The following is a 15,210-nucleotide window of genomic DNA, read 5'->3' as shown; positions in this document are numbered from 1 at the left end:
GTCTTGTATGCAAATACGCCATCTCGTGTAGAGTGCCGTTCCAACGTCGCTTCCGGGGGCCGGAAAAAAATCGGAAATCTGCCCTAAAGTTTATTTCCGTATGGCCGATAGCGTCGGTAAGCGTCCAAACACCCAGAGGTTTTGCATCATGGTCATCGACTTCAACCGGCTGAATAACGCCGCTACGCCGCCCGGTACGGGCCGTACGAGCAATGCCCAGTCCGGCGGCAAGAACGAAGCCGTCGCAAGCTCGACCACGACTCCGTCGCAGGCGGCCAGCGTCGATGCGGCCAAGACCGCCAAGACCGGTGAAAACGTGCAGCTGAGCAGCGATGCGCAGAACCTGCAGAAAGTCACCGACAAGCTGCGTGACCTGCCCACCGTGGACAAGGAACGCGTCGAAAAACTGAAACAGGCCATTGCCGACGGCTCCTATCAGGTAGACAGTCAGCGCGTGGCCAGCAAATTGCTCGACTTCGAATCCCAGCGCTAGTCTCAGGGCAGCGCTGGGGATATTGGACGCCCAATCCCCAGAGCCCGCGATGCAAGACACTATCCTGCTCGACCTGTTCACCCACGATATCGGCCACGCCCAGCAGTTGCTTGAGCTGATCGATACCGAATTCAAGGCCCTCACCGAGCGTGACCTGGGCCACCTCGAAAAAATCCTCGCCGACAAGCAGCCCCTGCTCGCCCTGCTCGATGCCCATGGCAAGCAGCGCACCGAAGCACTCGTGGCCCTTGGCCTCAGCGCCGACCGCACCGGCCTGCACACCCTCGCCGAAACCTCGCCACTGGGGGCCGATCTCATCGCCCGCAGCGAAGAACTGAGCGCCGTGCTCGAGCAGTGCCAGAACGCCAACCAGCGCAATGGCCGGCTGATTCGTGCGAACCAGGCCTCGGTTGGCAGCACCTTGGCGATTCTCCGCGGTCAGGATGCGCCCAGCCTCTATGACAGCCGTGGCGGTGCCGCTAAAATCCAGCGACAGCGCCCGCTCAGCCAGGCCTGATAACAACAACGGCACGACGACATTACCGGCATATTGCCAGTATGCTAGTGCCGGAAGTCTTTCGTGCTTGGAGAGTCCTGGACCGTGTCCAATGCGTTTATCGAAGAAGATGGGCCGCAACCGCCCAAGGTGCTGAAGGCACCGGTGGAGATTCAGGCCAATCTTCGTCTGCTGCAGCAAAACCACGACCCGCTGATCATCACCTTTCACGAGCGCAGCCAGCGCTTCCAGACCTACCTCGTCGAAATCGACAAGGACAAGAAGCTGCTGGCCCTCGACGAAATGATCCCCAACGATGGCGAGCGTTTCCTGCGCAACGGCGAAAGCTTCCGCCTGGAAGGCTTCCGCGACGGCGTGCGTATCGCCTGGGAATGCCCGCAGCCGGTCCGTGTCGGTGAGTTCGAAGGCGACGCCTGCTACTGGTGCCCGCTGCCCGAAGAGGTGATCTACCACCAGCGCCGCAACGCCTTCCGCGCACCGCTGATGCTCAGCCAGCTGGTGGTCATCGAACTGGCTGGCGACAAGCTGCCCAAGGGCCTGCCCGGGCACATGCTGGATATCTCCGCCACCGGCTGCAAACTGCGCTTCTCCGGTGACCTCTCCAGCCGCCTGCAACCCGGCCAGGTCTACGAACGCTTCAGCGCCCAGCTGCCGGTGGGCACCCTGCTCGCCGCCGTCGAACTGCGCCACGCCAGCTATGACGAGAAGCTCGACATGACCTTCGTCGGCATGCGCTTCTACCGCTCCAGCGGCCAGGAGCAACGCCTGATCGAACGCTTCGTCTACCAGCTGCAGCGCGAAGCCCGCCGCTTCGACAAGGACGACCTGTTCTAGCCCCCCCGCGCCGCTCGCCTCCGCGACCGGCGCCCCCCCTCTCCACACACCCCTGCAAGCCTCCAGCCGACCCAGCGTCCCAACACTGGCAACCGTTGTCATGAGGCGCAGGCAACCACGCCCCCGGGATCTGCCCGTGGATCATGGCGTCTGCCTGTAACGATTCGAATGGCGGCCCCAAGGTACGAACGGGGCCGCAGGGGTCCCCGTCACCCTCAGCTGGGACGGGGCTCCTCGGGTGCGGGAGGTGGCGGGGTGAAGCTGTCGCCACCCATCTGGTCGTGCACCACCTGCTCGTCCACGCGTGGATCGAGGGCGGCCACCAGGGGCGAACTGACTTCCGGGGTCGCCACGTGGTGCAACGGCGCCTCGTCGACGCGGTGCAGGCCGGTGACCTTGTCGGGCCGCACCCGCAGCACCAGTACCAGGGCGCAGACGCTGGCGAAGGCATAAAACATGTTCGGCCCCACCTGCTTCATCAGCGCGCCGGTCACCAGCGGGCCGATGCTCGCGCCCACGCCGAAGGTGATCAGCAGCATGGCGGTCAGCGAGACCCGCCGCTCCGCCTCGATATGGTCGTTGGAGAAGGCCACCGCCAGCGGGTAGAGGGTGAACTGCAGCATGCACACTAGGAAGCCCATGGGGAACAGCATCTCCATCGGCACCTGCGGCATCAGCGCCAGGGGCAGCGCCGCCAGCACCAGCAGCGCGGCGATGGTGCGGATCAACATGGCGCGGTCATGGCGGTCCGACAGCCAGCCCAGCGGCCATTGCACCAGCAGCCCGGCGAGGATGCAGAAGCCCATGAACAGGCCGATCTGCTCGGTGCTCAGCCCCTGGCGCGTGGCATAGAGCGGTGCCAGGCCATAGAAGGAGCCCAGCATCAGGCCGGAGATCAGCACCGTGGTCATCGACTGCGGCACCCGCTTGATGAAGAAGCGCGGCTCCAGGGGCGCCGGGTGCAAGGGCGCCGGGTGGATCTTGCGGGTCACCGCCACCGGCACCAGGCACAGCGCGAAGCACATCGCCACCAGCATCAGCAGCTCCGGGCCCAGCCCCGGGTGCAGCACCAGCACCAGTTGGCCCAGCACCAGGCCGAGGTAGGACGCCACCATATAGCCGGCGAACACCTGGCCACGCTGGCCGGCCTCCGCCTGCTCGGTCAGCCAGCTCTCGATGACCATGTACTGGCACATCATCCCCAGGCCCACCAGCATGCGCATGAACAGCCAGGCCGGCAGCCAATCCACCAGGCCGTGTCCCAGCACCGCCGCCGTCACCAGCCCGGCGCAGGTGACATAGGCACGGATGTGCCCCACCCGCGCGATCAGCCGATGCCCCAGCTTGCCGCCGAGGATCAGGCCCAGGTAGTTCGCCGCCATCAGCGCACCGACCCAGAGCCCGTCCACCTTGTCGGCGGCCAGGCGCAGGCCCAGGTAGGTACTCAGCAGGCCGGAGCCGATCAGCATCAACAGCGTGGCGAAGTAAAGGGCACGAAACGACTTCAAGACACGACCCATTGCTTTCCATGCGCTCCTAGAACAGGGCGGGCCGCAACGCGCGGCCCGCAAGGGGGTGCTACGCCTGGGAGGCCAATACGCGCCGCTCCCAGGGGGTGATCTGATCGAAGAAGCTGGTCAGCTCCATCGTCTTGGTGGCGATGTAGCCTTCGATGAACTCCTCCCCGAACAGTTCCCGGGCCAGATCACTGCGTTTCAGACGCTCCAACGCCGCGTGCAGGGTACAGGGCAGGACCAGGGAGTCGGGAATATCGAACTCGCCCTGCATCGGCGCGCTCGGCGCAATCCGCTGCTCCAGGCCATGCAGTCCCGCCGCCAGGCTGGCCGCAATGGCCAGGTACGGGTTGGCGTCGGCGCCGGGCAGGCGGTTCTCCACCCGCCGTGCCACCGGTGCGCTGGCCGGAATGCGCAACCCCGCCGCACGGTTGTCGTGGGACCAGCAGGCATTGTTCGGCGACGCGTAAGGATGACAGAGACGCTGGTAGGAGTTCACGTTCGGCGCGAACAGCCCGGTGAAATCCGCCATCGCCGCCTGCTGTCCGCCAATGAAATGGTAGAAGGCATCGGTCGCCTCGCCCGCCCCATCGCTGAAAATATTCCGCCCGCCGTCGATCTCCACCACGCTCTGGTGGATGTGCATCGAGCTGCCCGGCGTATGCGCCAGCGGCTTGGCCATGCACACCACCGTCACCCCGTGCTTGAGCGCCACCTCCTTGAGCATGTGCTTGAACAGGAAGGTCTGGTCCGCCAGCAGCAGCGCATCGCCGTGCAGCAGGTTGATCTCGAACTGGCTCACGCCCATCTCGTGCATGAAGGTATCGCGGGGCATGCCCAACAGCTCCATGCAGGCATACACCTCCTCGAAGAACGGCCGCAGGCCATTGTTGGAGGTCACGCTGAAGGCCGAGCAACCGTCCTCGCGGCGCCCGTCCAGGCCCAGCGGCGGCAGGAACGGCTGGTGCGGATCGGGGTTGGGCGCGAAGACGAAGAACTCCAGCTCGGTCGCCACCACCGGCGCCCAGCCATGGGCGGCGTAGCGTTCCAGCACGCGGCGCAGCAGGCCGCGGGTCGACAGGCCGGAGGGGCGGCCATCCAGCTCCTGGGCATCGCAGATGGCCAGGGCACGGGGGTTGGAGCTCCAGGGCAGGCGGTGCACCTGGCTCGGCTCGGCCACCAGGGCCAGGTCGCCGTCATCGCTGCCGTAATACTTCGCCGCCGGGTAGCCACCCATGATGCATTGCAGCAGCACGCCACGCGCCAGCTGCAAGCGGCGGCCGGAAAGGAAGCCCTCGCCGGTCATCACCTTGCCCCGCATCACCCCGTTCAGGTCGGGGGTGACGCACTCGATCTCGTCGATGCCTGCCAGTCGTTCTGCGAGGGAACCTGGGACGTCGGTAGTCATGCTTATTATCCTTGTGGGTACTGCGGTCACGCCGAAATGGCGGCGTGCACAAAATACGCACCGACTGTTCGATATTTCAAGCACCACCACTAAACCGCACTGGATCTCCGCATGGGTTTCGCTGCGCGCTACCCACACCGCCATAAAAAAGGGGCACAACCTTCGTTGCGCCCCTTTCTCGTCCATCCGTCCGTAGCCCGGGCTTCAGCCCGGGAATTCCTGCCGCCACTCAGGCGATACGCGCACTCCTCGGGCTCACCTCCAGCTCGCCGATCTTCTCCAGCCGCGCCCGCACGATATTGCGGCTGATGCCCAACAGGCGCCCGGTCTGCAACTGGTTGCCGTGGCAGAAGCGGTAGGCGGTGCGGAACACCGTCTCCTCGATGTGCTCGTAAAGGTCCGGGCGGTTCTGTTCGAACAGCGCCGTCAGCGCCGCCTCCAGGTCCACCGGCGCGGCCGGACCGGGCAGCACGCCCTGGGGTGCGTCGTGGCGCACGCCGGCGGGACGCATGTCCACCAGGTGCAGGTCATTGGGTTGCACCTGCTGGTTGCGGCACACCAGCAGCGCATGGTGGATGGCGTTCTCCAGCTCGCGGATGTTGCCTGGCCAGCTGTGGGTCAGCAGCTTGCGCTCGGCCTCCACGCTCAGGGAGGCGCGGTTGTAGCCCAGGCGCTGGCAATGCTCCTCGAGGAAGAACTCGGCCAGCGGCAGGATATCGCCCGGCCGCTCGCGCAGCGGGGGCAGGCGGATGGTCGCCACGTGCAGGCGGTAGAACAGGTCCTCGCGGAAATGCCCCGCCACCACCGCGTCGGCCAGGTTGACGTTGGTCGCCGCCACCAGGCGCACATTGATCGGGATCGGCGTGCGCGAACCCAGGCGCACCACCTCGCGCTCCTGCAGCACGCGCAGCAGCTTCACCTGCATGTTCAGCGGCAGGTCGCCAATCTCGTCGAGGAACAGCGTCCCGCCATTGGCCGCCTCGAACCAGCCGGCCTTGCTGTTGGTGGCACCGGTGAAGGCGCCCTTCTCGTGGCCGAACAGCTCGCTCTCCACCAGGGATTCGGGAAAGGCGCCGCAGTTCACCGCCACGAAGGGCTCCTTGCCGCGTCGGCTGAGGTGATGGATATGGCGGGCCACCAGCTCCTTGCCGGTACCGGTCTCGCCGATGATCAGGGCATTGGCCTCACTCGGCGCCAGCCGCTCGATACGGTTGAGCAGCTCCTGCGAGCGCGGGTCCTTGAAGACCAGCACCGTGGCACGCACGGACTTGGTCAGCTCGCGAGCATTGGGGTGGGTGAGCAGCGACATGATGCATTCCTGGCAGAGATGGGCGCGCCGCCATAGTGCATCAATCCGAATAGACTAAAAAATTATTAATTAGCATTTATATATTCCATAAAAGATATAAGGCGGCGGATTGCTGCTGCAGCAGCAACGCGTCAGCAGCCCCCTGCGTCGACACCAGCAATGCAGCGGCCGCCCCGCCACACCGCCTGCACGGCGAATCCCGCGCCACCACTGGCGCCAACGCCAATCGCCCATTCCATGGCATGCATCCTGCTCCCGCCGCTCCATCAGCCGGGCTCACCGGCCCGTATTGCAAGGAGTGGAACCATGAACAGAATCTGGCGCAGCAGCCTGGTGGCCCTCGCCGCCCTGGCCTTCAGCCTCGGCGCGTTCGCCAGCGAGGCCCCCGCCTCGGTGAAGATCGCCATCGTCGCCTACACCCAGGGCGGCAAGCCGGTATTCGGCGGCATCCCCGGGCGCGTCATCGAAGACGGCTGGCTCGCCGCGGAGCTCGACAAGCGCGGCATCAAGCTCGACTGGATCGCCCTCCCCCACGCCGGCGCCGGCCCGCAGATCAACGAAGGCTTCTCCAACAACAGCATCGACTTCGCCGTGCGCGGCGACCTGCCCTCTGTCATCGGCGCCGCCGGTGGCGTGCCCGGCAAGCTGATCGTCCCCGGCGGCAACGGCAACAACGTCTACCTCGTGGTACCGGCCAACTCCGAAGCCAAGAGCATCGAAGACCTCAAGGGCAAGCGCATCGCCCTGCACCGTGGCCGCCCCTGGGAGTTCGCCTTCAGCAACTTCCTCGCCAGCAAGAACCTGGCCCTCACCGACTTCAAGATCGCCAACCTCAACCCCCAGGTCGGCGCCGCCGCCGTCTCCGCCGGCAAGGTCGACGCCGCCGTGCTGCTCAGCGAGTCCTACCTGCTGGAAGACAAGGGCGTAGGCCGCATCATCTGGTCCACCAAGCAGGGCTCCAACGACTGGCGCCTGGTCTCCGACCTCTGGGGCACCGACGACTTCATCCAGCGCTACCCCGAGGTCACCCAGCTGCTCGCCACCGCCTGGGTCAAGGCCGCCTGGTGGATCTCCCAGGAGCAGAACCAGGACGCCTACTACCTCATCTCCTCCCGCGCCGGCACCCCGGAAAGCGTCCTGCGCCGCGACGACCAGGGCGACCCCGTGGCCTGGAAGGACCGCTGGGCCCCCAAGAGCGACCAGCAGCTCAAGGCCCACTACCAGGCCCTCACCCGCTACGCCCTGGACAACCGCCTGATCCGCGAGGACGTCGACATCGGCCAGTCCCTCGCCACTCGCTTCACCAACCAGGCCCTGATCGACCTGCACCTCGAAGACTACTGGCCCAGCCTCAAGGGCCAGATCAGCGCCCGCGACTGAATCCAAGGAGGAACCCCATGAGCATCGAATTCTTCACCCGCCTGCCGCTGCACGGCGAAACCCAGTACCTGCCGGGCGACCCGCGCAACCGCGGCGACTGGCACCGCGGCGGTCCCAGCACCGGGGCGGTCTCCAGCTTCGCCGTCGGCGACCACTTCACCTACATCGACTACCTCGGCCAGATCGCCCGCGCCGCCGAAATCAACGGCTTCGGCGGCGCGCTGATGGTCAACGCCCCCACCGGCGAAGAGCCCTGGACGGTCTGCTCGCTGCTGGCCCGCGAAACCCGCACGCTGAAGTTCGTCACCGCCTTCCAGCCCTACCACTACACGCCCTGGGTCGCCGTGCAGCAGGCCGCCACCTACCAGCGCGCCACCGGCAACCGCCTGGTGTGGAACATCATCAACGGCGGCTCCGACGCCATCCAGCGCCAGGTCGGCGACTACAGCGGCCACGACGACCGCTACGCCCGCGCCATCGAATTCATGGACGTGGTCAAGGGCTACTGGCACAACGAAAACTTCCACTACGACGGCGTCTACTACAAGGCCGACGGCGGTGGCCTGCGCGGCCCGCTGAAAAAGGCCGAGCTGCCGCTGATCTGCACCGCCGGCTCGTCCATCCCCGCCCGTGAATTCGCCGCCAAGCACGCCGACTACTACCTGATGCGCGCCGAGCACCCGGACGAGGTCCGCGCGCTGATCGCCGACGTGCGCGAGCGCGCCCTCAAGTACGGCCGCCGCGACATCCGCTTCGGCCTGTCCATCGACGTCATCACCCGCGAGACCGAGGAAGAAGCCCAGGCCGAAGCCAAGCGCTTCTTCGACGAAGGCGTCGCCCGTGGCGCGGTCAAGGCCGTCGCCGCCCACGCCGGCCTGCGCACCGCGCGCAAGCTCAGCTACGAGCACGGCTACGCCGAGAAGGACGCCGCCCCGGAGTTCGACGACTTCTTCATCCACCCCAACGTCTGGGCCGGCTTCGGCTACATCGGCATCCCCCCGGGCTGCGCCCTGGTGGGCAGCTACGCCAACGTCGTGGCGCGCATCCGCGAGTACAACGAACTGGGCATCGGCCTGTTCTTCCTCGCCGGCTACCCGCACCTGGAAGAGGCCTACCGCCTGGGCGAACACGTGCTGCCGCACTTCCGTGGCGAACGCGCGGCCCTGGTGAAAAGCACCGACGCCCCCATCGAACTGCGCGCCGTCAACGGCGGCCCGGCCGGAGCCTGACGCCATGGCCGAGCAGCGCTACCTGATCGACACCAGCCTGGCCCTGGTCCTGCTGTTTTCCTGGCTGCCGCTGCTGGGCCTGGCCTGACCCCCGCCCCGGCTCGAAGGAGTGAACCGATGCACGATGAACTGACCCGCCGCCGCTTCCTCGGCGGCAGCCTCGCCCTCGGCAGCGGCCTGCTGCTGGGCGGTGGCCTGCTCGCCGGCTGTGACCAGCAGGCCGCCGCCCCCGCCACCGCCCTGCTCACCCCCAGCCACGGCGGGCGCCTGCGCCTGGGCATCCTCGACGGCAACCAGAGCGGCAACCTCGACGCCCACAAGCCCATCGGCAGCGGCATCGTCCGCGGCTTCGCCCTCTACGCCAAGCTGTGGGAATGGGACGAGCAGATGCAGCCGCGCCTGGCCCTGGCCGAAGAGGCCGAGGTCAGCCCCGACGCCCGCACCTGGACCCTGCGCCTGCGCCAGGGCCTGGAGTTCCACCATGGCAAGACCATCGACGCCGACGACCTGATCTTCTCCGTGCGCCGCCTCACCGACCCGGAACTCGCTTCGCCCTACGCCGCCCTGCTGCACTGGGTGGACCGCGACAACCTGGTCAAGCTCGACGACCGCACCATCCGCCTCAGCTTCAAGGAAGGCCGCGGCTTCTTCCCCCTGGCGGAAACCTGGGTCAACTTCGGCGGCATCGTCCCGGTGGACTACCACCCCGTCACCAACCCCGTGGGCGCCGGGCCCTATCGGCTGAAAAGCTTCACCCCCGGCCGGCGCTCGCTGTTCACCCGCTTCGAGAACTACTACAAGAGCGGCAAGCCCTACGCCGACGAGCTGGAAATCATCGACTTCAAGGACCAGGTCTCGCGCCTCGCCGCCTTGCGCGCCGGGCAGATCGACATGGCCAACGGCATGCCCAGCGAACAGCTCGACCTGCTGCGCAACGACCCGCGCATCAAGCTGGTCACCTCGGTCACCGGCAACTGGCTGTCCTTCGACATGAACACCGCCAAGGCGCCCTTCGACGACCCGCGCGTGCGCCAGGCCTTCCGCCTGCTGGCCGACCGTAACGAGCTGGTACGCCGCGCCCTCAACGGCCAGGGCCGCGTCGCCAACGACCTCTACGCGCCCTTCGACCCCACCTTCAACCACGCCCTCGCGCCGCGCCCCCACGACCCGCAACGCGCCCGCGAACTGCTGCGCGAAGCCGGCCACGAAAACCTCGAACTGGAGCTGGTCACCACCGTCGGCCCCGGCCTCGCCTCGGCCCTGGTGCTGGCCGAACAGGCCAAGCGCATCGGCGTCACCCTCAAGGTGCGCCAGGTCGACCTCGCCACCTTCCAGGGGCCCCAGCGCACCGAATGGGCCCTGAGCACCGGCGGCAGCATCGGCGCGCCCTTCCTCGCCAGCGGCATGCACAGCGACGCCCCCTTCGCCGTGGCCAACAAAACCAACTTCAACGACGCCGAATTCTCCGAGCTGTTCCTCCAGGCCATGGCCCAGCCCGACCTGGAGCAGCGCAAGGCCCTGGTGCACCGCGCCCAGCAGGTCCAGTACGAGCGCGGCGGCATGCTCATCTGGGGCTACGCCGACCTGCTCGACGGCTTCTCCACCCGGGTCGGCGGCGCCCACGAGGAACAGACCCTGTTCAGCACCTGGCGCTTCGAAAGCCTCTGGCTGAACGGCACCGCCTGACCGCGCCCGGGGTGCTGCCCCACCAGCACTCCGGCAACAACCCGCTGCGTATCCCCCAGCAGCCTTCCCGCCCCCTTCCGCCCCCACGCGCCGCCTGCGTTCGCGGGCCGCCGATCGCCTGTCGAAAGCCGGCCAATACCGAAAATAAATTCCTTATTTATCAACCATATAAAACATCCACCCATTAATTCTCGCCACCCATTCATGGCTGGCATGCCCCGTGCTGTATCCACCTCGATACATCCATAACGAGAACCAGCCGAAGCCGCCTGGCGCGCATCGGCAACTGCCACTCCCGAGCCCAAGCGCCCGGGCTTTTCCACCCCTGCCTGGAACCCCATCAGCCACTGGCACAGGTGCGCGGCAGCCCCGCGCGCTGGAAAAGTCACAGCCCGGAGAGTCACCCAGCATGTTCAGCCTCGCGCCACCACCCGCCGCCGCCCTGCGTCGCAACACCCTGTCACTGGCCATCCTGGCCCTGATCTCCAGCGCCGCCTGGGCCGAGGAAAAACCCGTCGAGCCCGAGGCGGAAGCCAGCCAGGAACAGAAGCAGCAGGACAAGGCCGATACGCCGCTGCTCGGCGTGGTCCAGGTGCAGGGCAAGCGCGTCGATGCCGCCACCTCGGTGGTGCCGGTGCGCCCGCCCAGCTCGGTGTACGGCGGCACCGCCGCCAGCGTGCTGGACACCCCGCGCTCGGTCACCCAGGTCAATGCCGAGCAGCTCGCCAACGACCCCATCCGCAGCTCCGACGACCTGGTCAAGTACGCCCCCGGCATCACCCGCGGTGGCGGCCAGAACGCCGGCATCGCCCCGCAGTTCCGCGCGCAGAACTCGGAAGTGTTCCAGGACGGCCAGCGCGCCTACGCCGTGCGCCACCCGGCCAACTTCAACGCCGTCGAGGGCGCCGACATCGTCGCCGGCCCCTCCTCGGTGGTGTACGGCTCGGTCAGCGGCAGTGGCGGCTACGTCAACTACCTGAGCAAGAAGCCCGACTTCGACCAGTTCCGCACCCGCCTCAGCGGCCAGCTCGGCACCTGGATACCCGATGGCGAATCCCGCGACTCCACCCGCTTCACCGTCGACAACACCGGCCCCATCAGCGAGAGCCTGGCCTACCGCGTGAGCATCACCCGCCAGCGCCAGGAGGATTACTACGACAACGTCGAAAACAACTTCGATGCCTTCTACGGCGCCTTCGCCTGGCGTGGCGACGGCATCCGCGTGGACTGGAACGCCGCCTACGACGACTACTTCGACTGGAACATCGCCCACGGCTGGAACCGCGCCACCCAGCAACTGGCCGACAGCGGCAAGTACCATGCCGGCCGCGCCACGCCGATCATCCAGAACGGCGGCACCCTGTGGTCACCGGTGTTCGAATCCGGCGCCGCCGACTCCGCCGTGCTCGGCTGGGTGCAGCGCCAGCGCAACGCCCAGGGCCAGTACGCGGTGGTCAACAACAGCTTCCAGGCCACCTCGCCCAACACCCAGGGCAGCCCCGGCACCCTGCGCGGCTGGGTCTACGACCCCAGCCTGGCCGGCAACGGCCTGGTCTCCCTCGACCCGCAGACCGGCCACCGCGCCGAAGACAAGAGCACCTCCACCCGCTTCACCACCCAGTTGCGCGCCGAGCTCGACCTCAGCCCCAGCATCACCCTGGCCAACAGCGCCTTCTACCAGCGCTCCGAAGACACGGTGGACGCGGTCGGCGCCTTCCAGGTGCAATCGAAAGACAACATCTTCGACAACCGCTTCGAATTCCGCTCGCGCAACGAAGCCAGCCTGTTCGGCCAGGTGCTGCGCGACGAAAGCAACAGCGGCCTGATCTACCGCCGCGAAAGCAACCAGTCCATCGCCGCCAACAACAGCTTCGGCTCCACCATCAACGCCTACGACCTGACCCAGGACCCGTCCACCAAGAACCCCGGCGACCTGCTCGGCCTCACCGGCTCCAACCCCGCCGGCGGCAACGGCGCCTGGATCGGCCAGCCCGGCGTGCCGCAGTTCTCCAGCTACTACGGCTGGCTCAACCTCGCCGCCATGTACCCCGCCGGGCACGGCCTCTATGCCGAATCCCTGGCGCCCTACACCGCCGAAAGCGTGTGGACCACCAAGACCCTGTTCACCCAGCACAACCTGCGCTTCGCCGAGCGCTACGGCCTCAACATCGGCGCCAGCCGCAGCTGGATCGACGCTCGCATCGAAAACCCCTTCGTCCTGCGCGCCGGCACCGAGCGCCAGGACAGCGACAGCTACCGCCTGTTCTCCGTGCAGGTCAGCCCCTACATCAAGCCCACCGAGAACAGCACCCTCTACTACACCTTCGACCGCTCCCTGGCGGTCAACACCGGCTTCTTCTCCAACGGCATCGGCTGGGGCAGCGGCGCCGGCGCCAACCTGCTCAACCCGCTGTCGTTCGAAAGCCTCAGCGTGCTCCACGAAGTCGGCCTCAAGGTCGACGCCATTCCCGACCGGCTGTTCCTCTCCGTCGCCGCCTTCAAGCAGGAACGCGACCAGGCGCCGGACAGCAACAACAACATCGCCCGGCTGATCATCAAGGGCGTCGAAGCCACCGCGCGCTACCAACCGGACGAACACCTGCGCAGCGGGCTCAACCTCACCCGCCTCACCGCCTACAACGAATTCACCACCCAGACCGGCTTCGCCTCGGCCGGCTTCATCGCCGACAACGGCACCGTCTTCGGCGACAACAACGCCCTCAACCAGCGGCCCTCCGGGCGCTACGACGCGGTGCAGGTCCCCGAGTACAGCGTCAGCGGCTTCGTCGACTACAGCTTCGACTCCGGCTTCGGCGCCGAGCTCTCCGGCTGGTGGACCAGCAGCTGGTACCTGAACCTCAGCAAGACGGTGAAGGTGCCCGACGAATACAACCTCGACCTCGCCCTCTACTACCGCCAGCCGCAATGGAGCGCCACGGTGCGCGTGCTCAACCTCACCGACGAGCTGAACTTCGTCAGCGGCCTCGCCGGCTCCACCAACACCTTCCTGCAGCCCATGCCCGGTCGCAGCCTCATGGCCCAGGTGGACTACCAGTTCTGAACCCGCGCGGGCCTGGCCCGCGCAACCCTCAACCTGCAACGCAGCCCTCAACCCGCAACGCAATTAAGGAGTGGACGATGTCCATCGAATTCGTCGGCATGATCTTCCCCCGCCAGTGGTCCGAGACACGCGGCCCGCGCACCGGGGATTTCGACCTGGAGTTTCTCCGCAACCACGCCCGCGCCCACGAGCACGCCGGCTTCGACCGGGTGCTCATCGCCAGCGGCCCCGGCGGCGCCGACAGCCTGCAGATCGCCGCCTACGCCGCCGCCCAGACCGAGCGCCTGGGTTTCATGATCGCCCACCGCCCGGCCCTCACCGCGCCCACCGTCGCCGCCCGCGCCTTCGCCACCCTCGACCACACCACTGGTGGCGGGCGCATCCGCCTGCACGCCATCACCGGCATCACCGCCGAGCCCCAGGAAGGCGACACCCTGCTGGACAAGACCGAGCGCTACCAACGCACCGACGAATACCTGGAGATCGTCCGCCGCACCTGGACCGCCGAAGAGCCCTTCGACTTCGACGGCAAATACTTCCAGATCAAGGGCGCCTTCAGCCCGGTCAAGCCGCTGCAGCAGCCGCACATCCCCATCTCCTTCGGTGGCTCTTCCGACATCGCCTACCAGATCGCGGTCAAGCACGCCGACCTCTACGCCCTCTGGGGCGAACCCCTGAGCGGCGTCGCCGAGCAGATCGCCAAGCTCAAGGCCGCCGCCAAGGACGCTGGCGTCACCGCGCCCCGGGTCAGCCTCTCGGTGCGGCTGATCCTCGGCGCCACCGAAGAGCTGGCCTGGCAGCGCGCCGAGCAGATCCTCGCGCAGATCAAGGCCAACCCGCAGTTCGCCGAAGGCAGCCCCTGGCAGAAGCGCATCAAGGGCACCGGCTCCGAACGCCTGCTCGCTGCAGCCGCCGCCGGAGACCGCCACGACCGCGCCCTGTGGATGCCCACCGCCACCGCCGTCGGCGCCTACGGCGACACCACCGCCCTGGTCGGCACCCCGGAAACCGTCGCCCAGGCCCTGCTCGACTACGTCGACCTCGGCATCACCACCTTCCTCAACCGCGGCTACGACCCCTACTTCGACACCGTCGACTACGGCCGTTGGATCATCCCCGCCGTCCGCGAAGAAGCCCGCCGCCGTGAACTGCAACGCCAGGCGGCCAGCGCATAGGGCCACGACACGAAAGATGGGAATGGCTGTAGGGGCGAGCTCACTCGCCCTTACGAATTCATTCGCGATGCTTCTCCACCGGCCAACTCCGGACACCCTCGCCACGGGTGGACCCCGCTCCATCGGTCCACCTTTCGTGCCCGCCGGCCACTCCGCTGGTGGATGAAAAAAGCGCCATCCACCCTACGGCGCGGATGGAGGACGGCGTCCCTGTGGGAGCGAATTCATTCGCGATGCCCTGCCACCGACCGACTCCTGATGCCCTCGCCACGTAGGGTGGACCCCGCTCCACCGGTCCACCTTTCGTGCCCGCCGGCCACTCCGCTGGTGGATGAAAAAAGCGTCATCCACCCTACAGACGTGCCACCACAAGACACCAAGGATGGGGAATGGGTGTAGGGGCGAATTCATTCGCCCGCTTTTACCTTCAGCCCGGAAGTACCGCGAGGCATGGCAGCCCTGCGGGCTGCTTGGCGATTGAAGTGGCTCTGTCTGCGTTAAGTGTTGCTAGAGGATTTGAGCCAAGCTGATTGCCGAGTTTTGTTGGTGCTTCTGGTTTCGCCCACCCGGGCGAGTCCCTTTTCCAATCGCTGGAACGCCAGCC

The 15,210-nt window shown here is 66.9% G+C and carries 11 protein-coding genes; 8 read left to right on the top strand and 3 right to left on the bottom strand.

Annotation, left to right across the window (positions count from 1 at the left end; translation table 11 throughout):
* The first annotated feature begins 148 nt into the window (after positions 1-148).
* The 3 genes from flgM (at position 149) to OEJ36_RS14020 (ending at position 1,844) form a co-directional block, all read left to right on the top strand.
* Positions 149-493, top strand: a complete 345-nt coding sequence (gene flgM / locus OEJ36_RS14030; protein ID WP_263402016.1) for a flagellar biosynthesis anti-sigma factor FlgM — start codon at positions 149-151, stop codon at positions 491-493.
* A gap of 49 nt (positions 494-542) precedes the next feature.
* Positions 543-1,010: a flagella synthesis protein FlgN gene (locus OEJ36_RS14025; RefSeq protein ID WP_043245560.1), complete on the top strand. Its 468-nt coding sequence runs from the start codon at positions 543-545 to the stop codon at positions 1,008-1,010.
* Between the two features lie 84 nt (positions 1,011-1,094).
* Positions 1,095-1,844: a flagellar brake protein gene (locus OEJ36_RS14020; protein ID WP_263402015.1), complete on the top strand. Its 750-nt coding sequence runs from the start codon at positions 1,095-1,097 to the stop codon at positions 1,842-1,844.
* A gap of 215 nt (positions 1,845-2,059) precedes the next feature.
* Here OEJ36_RS14020 and OEJ36_RS14015 read toward each other — a convergent pair whose 3' ends face one another.
* The 3 genes from OEJ36_RS14015 to OEJ36_RS14005 all read right to left on the bottom strand — a co-directional run bounded on the left by OEJ36_RS14015 (position 2,060) and on the right by OEJ36_RS14005 (position 6,075).
* Positions 2,060-3,364: an MFS transporter gene (locus OEJ36_RS14015; RefSeq protein WP_263402014.1), complete on the bottom strand. Its 1,305-nt coding sequence runs from the start codon at positions 3,362-3,364 to the stop codon at positions 2,060-2,062.
* A gap of 58 nt (positions 3,365-3,422) precedes the next feature.
* Positions 3,423-4,664 carry a glutamine synthetase family protein gene (locus OEJ36_RS14010; RefSeq protein WP_263402121.1) on the bottom strand — a complete coding sequence of 414 codons (1,242 nt, stop codon included), beginning with the start codon at positions 4,662-4,664 and terminating at the stop codon, positions 3,423-3,425.
* A 331-nt stretch (positions 4,665-4,995) separates the two neighbouring features.
* Complete coding sequence (locus OEJ36_RS14005) at positions 4,996-6,075, bottom strand: sigma-54 interaction domain-containing protein (RefSeq protein WP_263402013.1); 1,080 nt, start codon at positions 6,073-6,075, stop codon at positions 4,996-4,998.
* A 306-nt stretch (positions 6,076-6,381) separates the two neighbouring features.
* On the opposite strand from OEJ36_RS14005, the gene OEJ36_RS14000 reads away from it, so the two are divergent.
* The 5 genes from OEJ36_RS14000 (at position 6,382) to OEJ36_RS13980 (ending at position 14,606) form a co-directional block, all read left to right on the top strand.
* On the top strand, positions 6,382-7,455 hold the full coding sequence (locus OEJ36_RS14000; protein WP_263402012.1) for a PhnD/SsuA/transferrin family substrate-binding protein: 1,074 nt from the start codon (positions 6,382-6,384) through the stop codon (positions 7,453-7,455).
* Between the two features lie 17 nt (positions 7,456-7,472).
* On the top strand, positions 7,473-8,684 hold the full coding sequence (locus OEJ36_RS13995) for an LLM class flavin-dependent oxidoreductase (RefSeq protein WP_263402011.1): 1,212 nt from the start codon (positions 7,473-7,475) through the stop codon (positions 8,682-8,684).
* 117 nt (positions 8,685-8,801) lie between these two features.
* Entirely contained in the window at positions 8,802-10,370 is a 1,569-nt protein-coding gene (locus OEJ36_RS13990) for an ABC transporter substrate-binding protein (RefSeq protein ID WP_263402010.1), read from the top strand.
* A 409-nt stretch (positions 10,371-10,779) separates the two neighbouring features.
* Positions 10,780-13,431 carry a TonB-dependent receptor gene (locus OEJ36_RS13985; protein ID WP_263402009.1) on the top strand — a complete coding sequence of 884 codons (2,652 nt, stop codon included), beginning with the start codon at positions 10,780-10,782 and terminating at the stop codon, positions 13,429-13,431.
* A gap of 77 nt (positions 13,432-13,508) precedes the next feature.
* Positions 13,509-14,606 (top strand): LLM class flavin-dependent oxidoreductase, encoded by a 1,098-nt coding sequence (locus tag OEJ36_RS13980; RefSeq protein WP_263402008.1) that lies wholly within the window; start codon positions 13,509-13,511, stop codon positions 14,604-14,606.
* Positions 14,607-15,210 lie beyond the last annotated feature (604 nt).

Source organism: Pseudomonas sp. PDM13 (genome assembly GCF_025685765.1).
In the GTDB taxonomy this organism is placed as follows: domain Bacteria; phylum Pseudomonadota; class Gammaproteobacteria; order Pseudomonadales; family Pseudomonadaceae; genus Metapseudomonas; species Metapseudomonas solani.
Note: the sequence above shows the minus strand (reverse complement) of the source record. Positions and strands in the feature narration are given on the sequence as shown.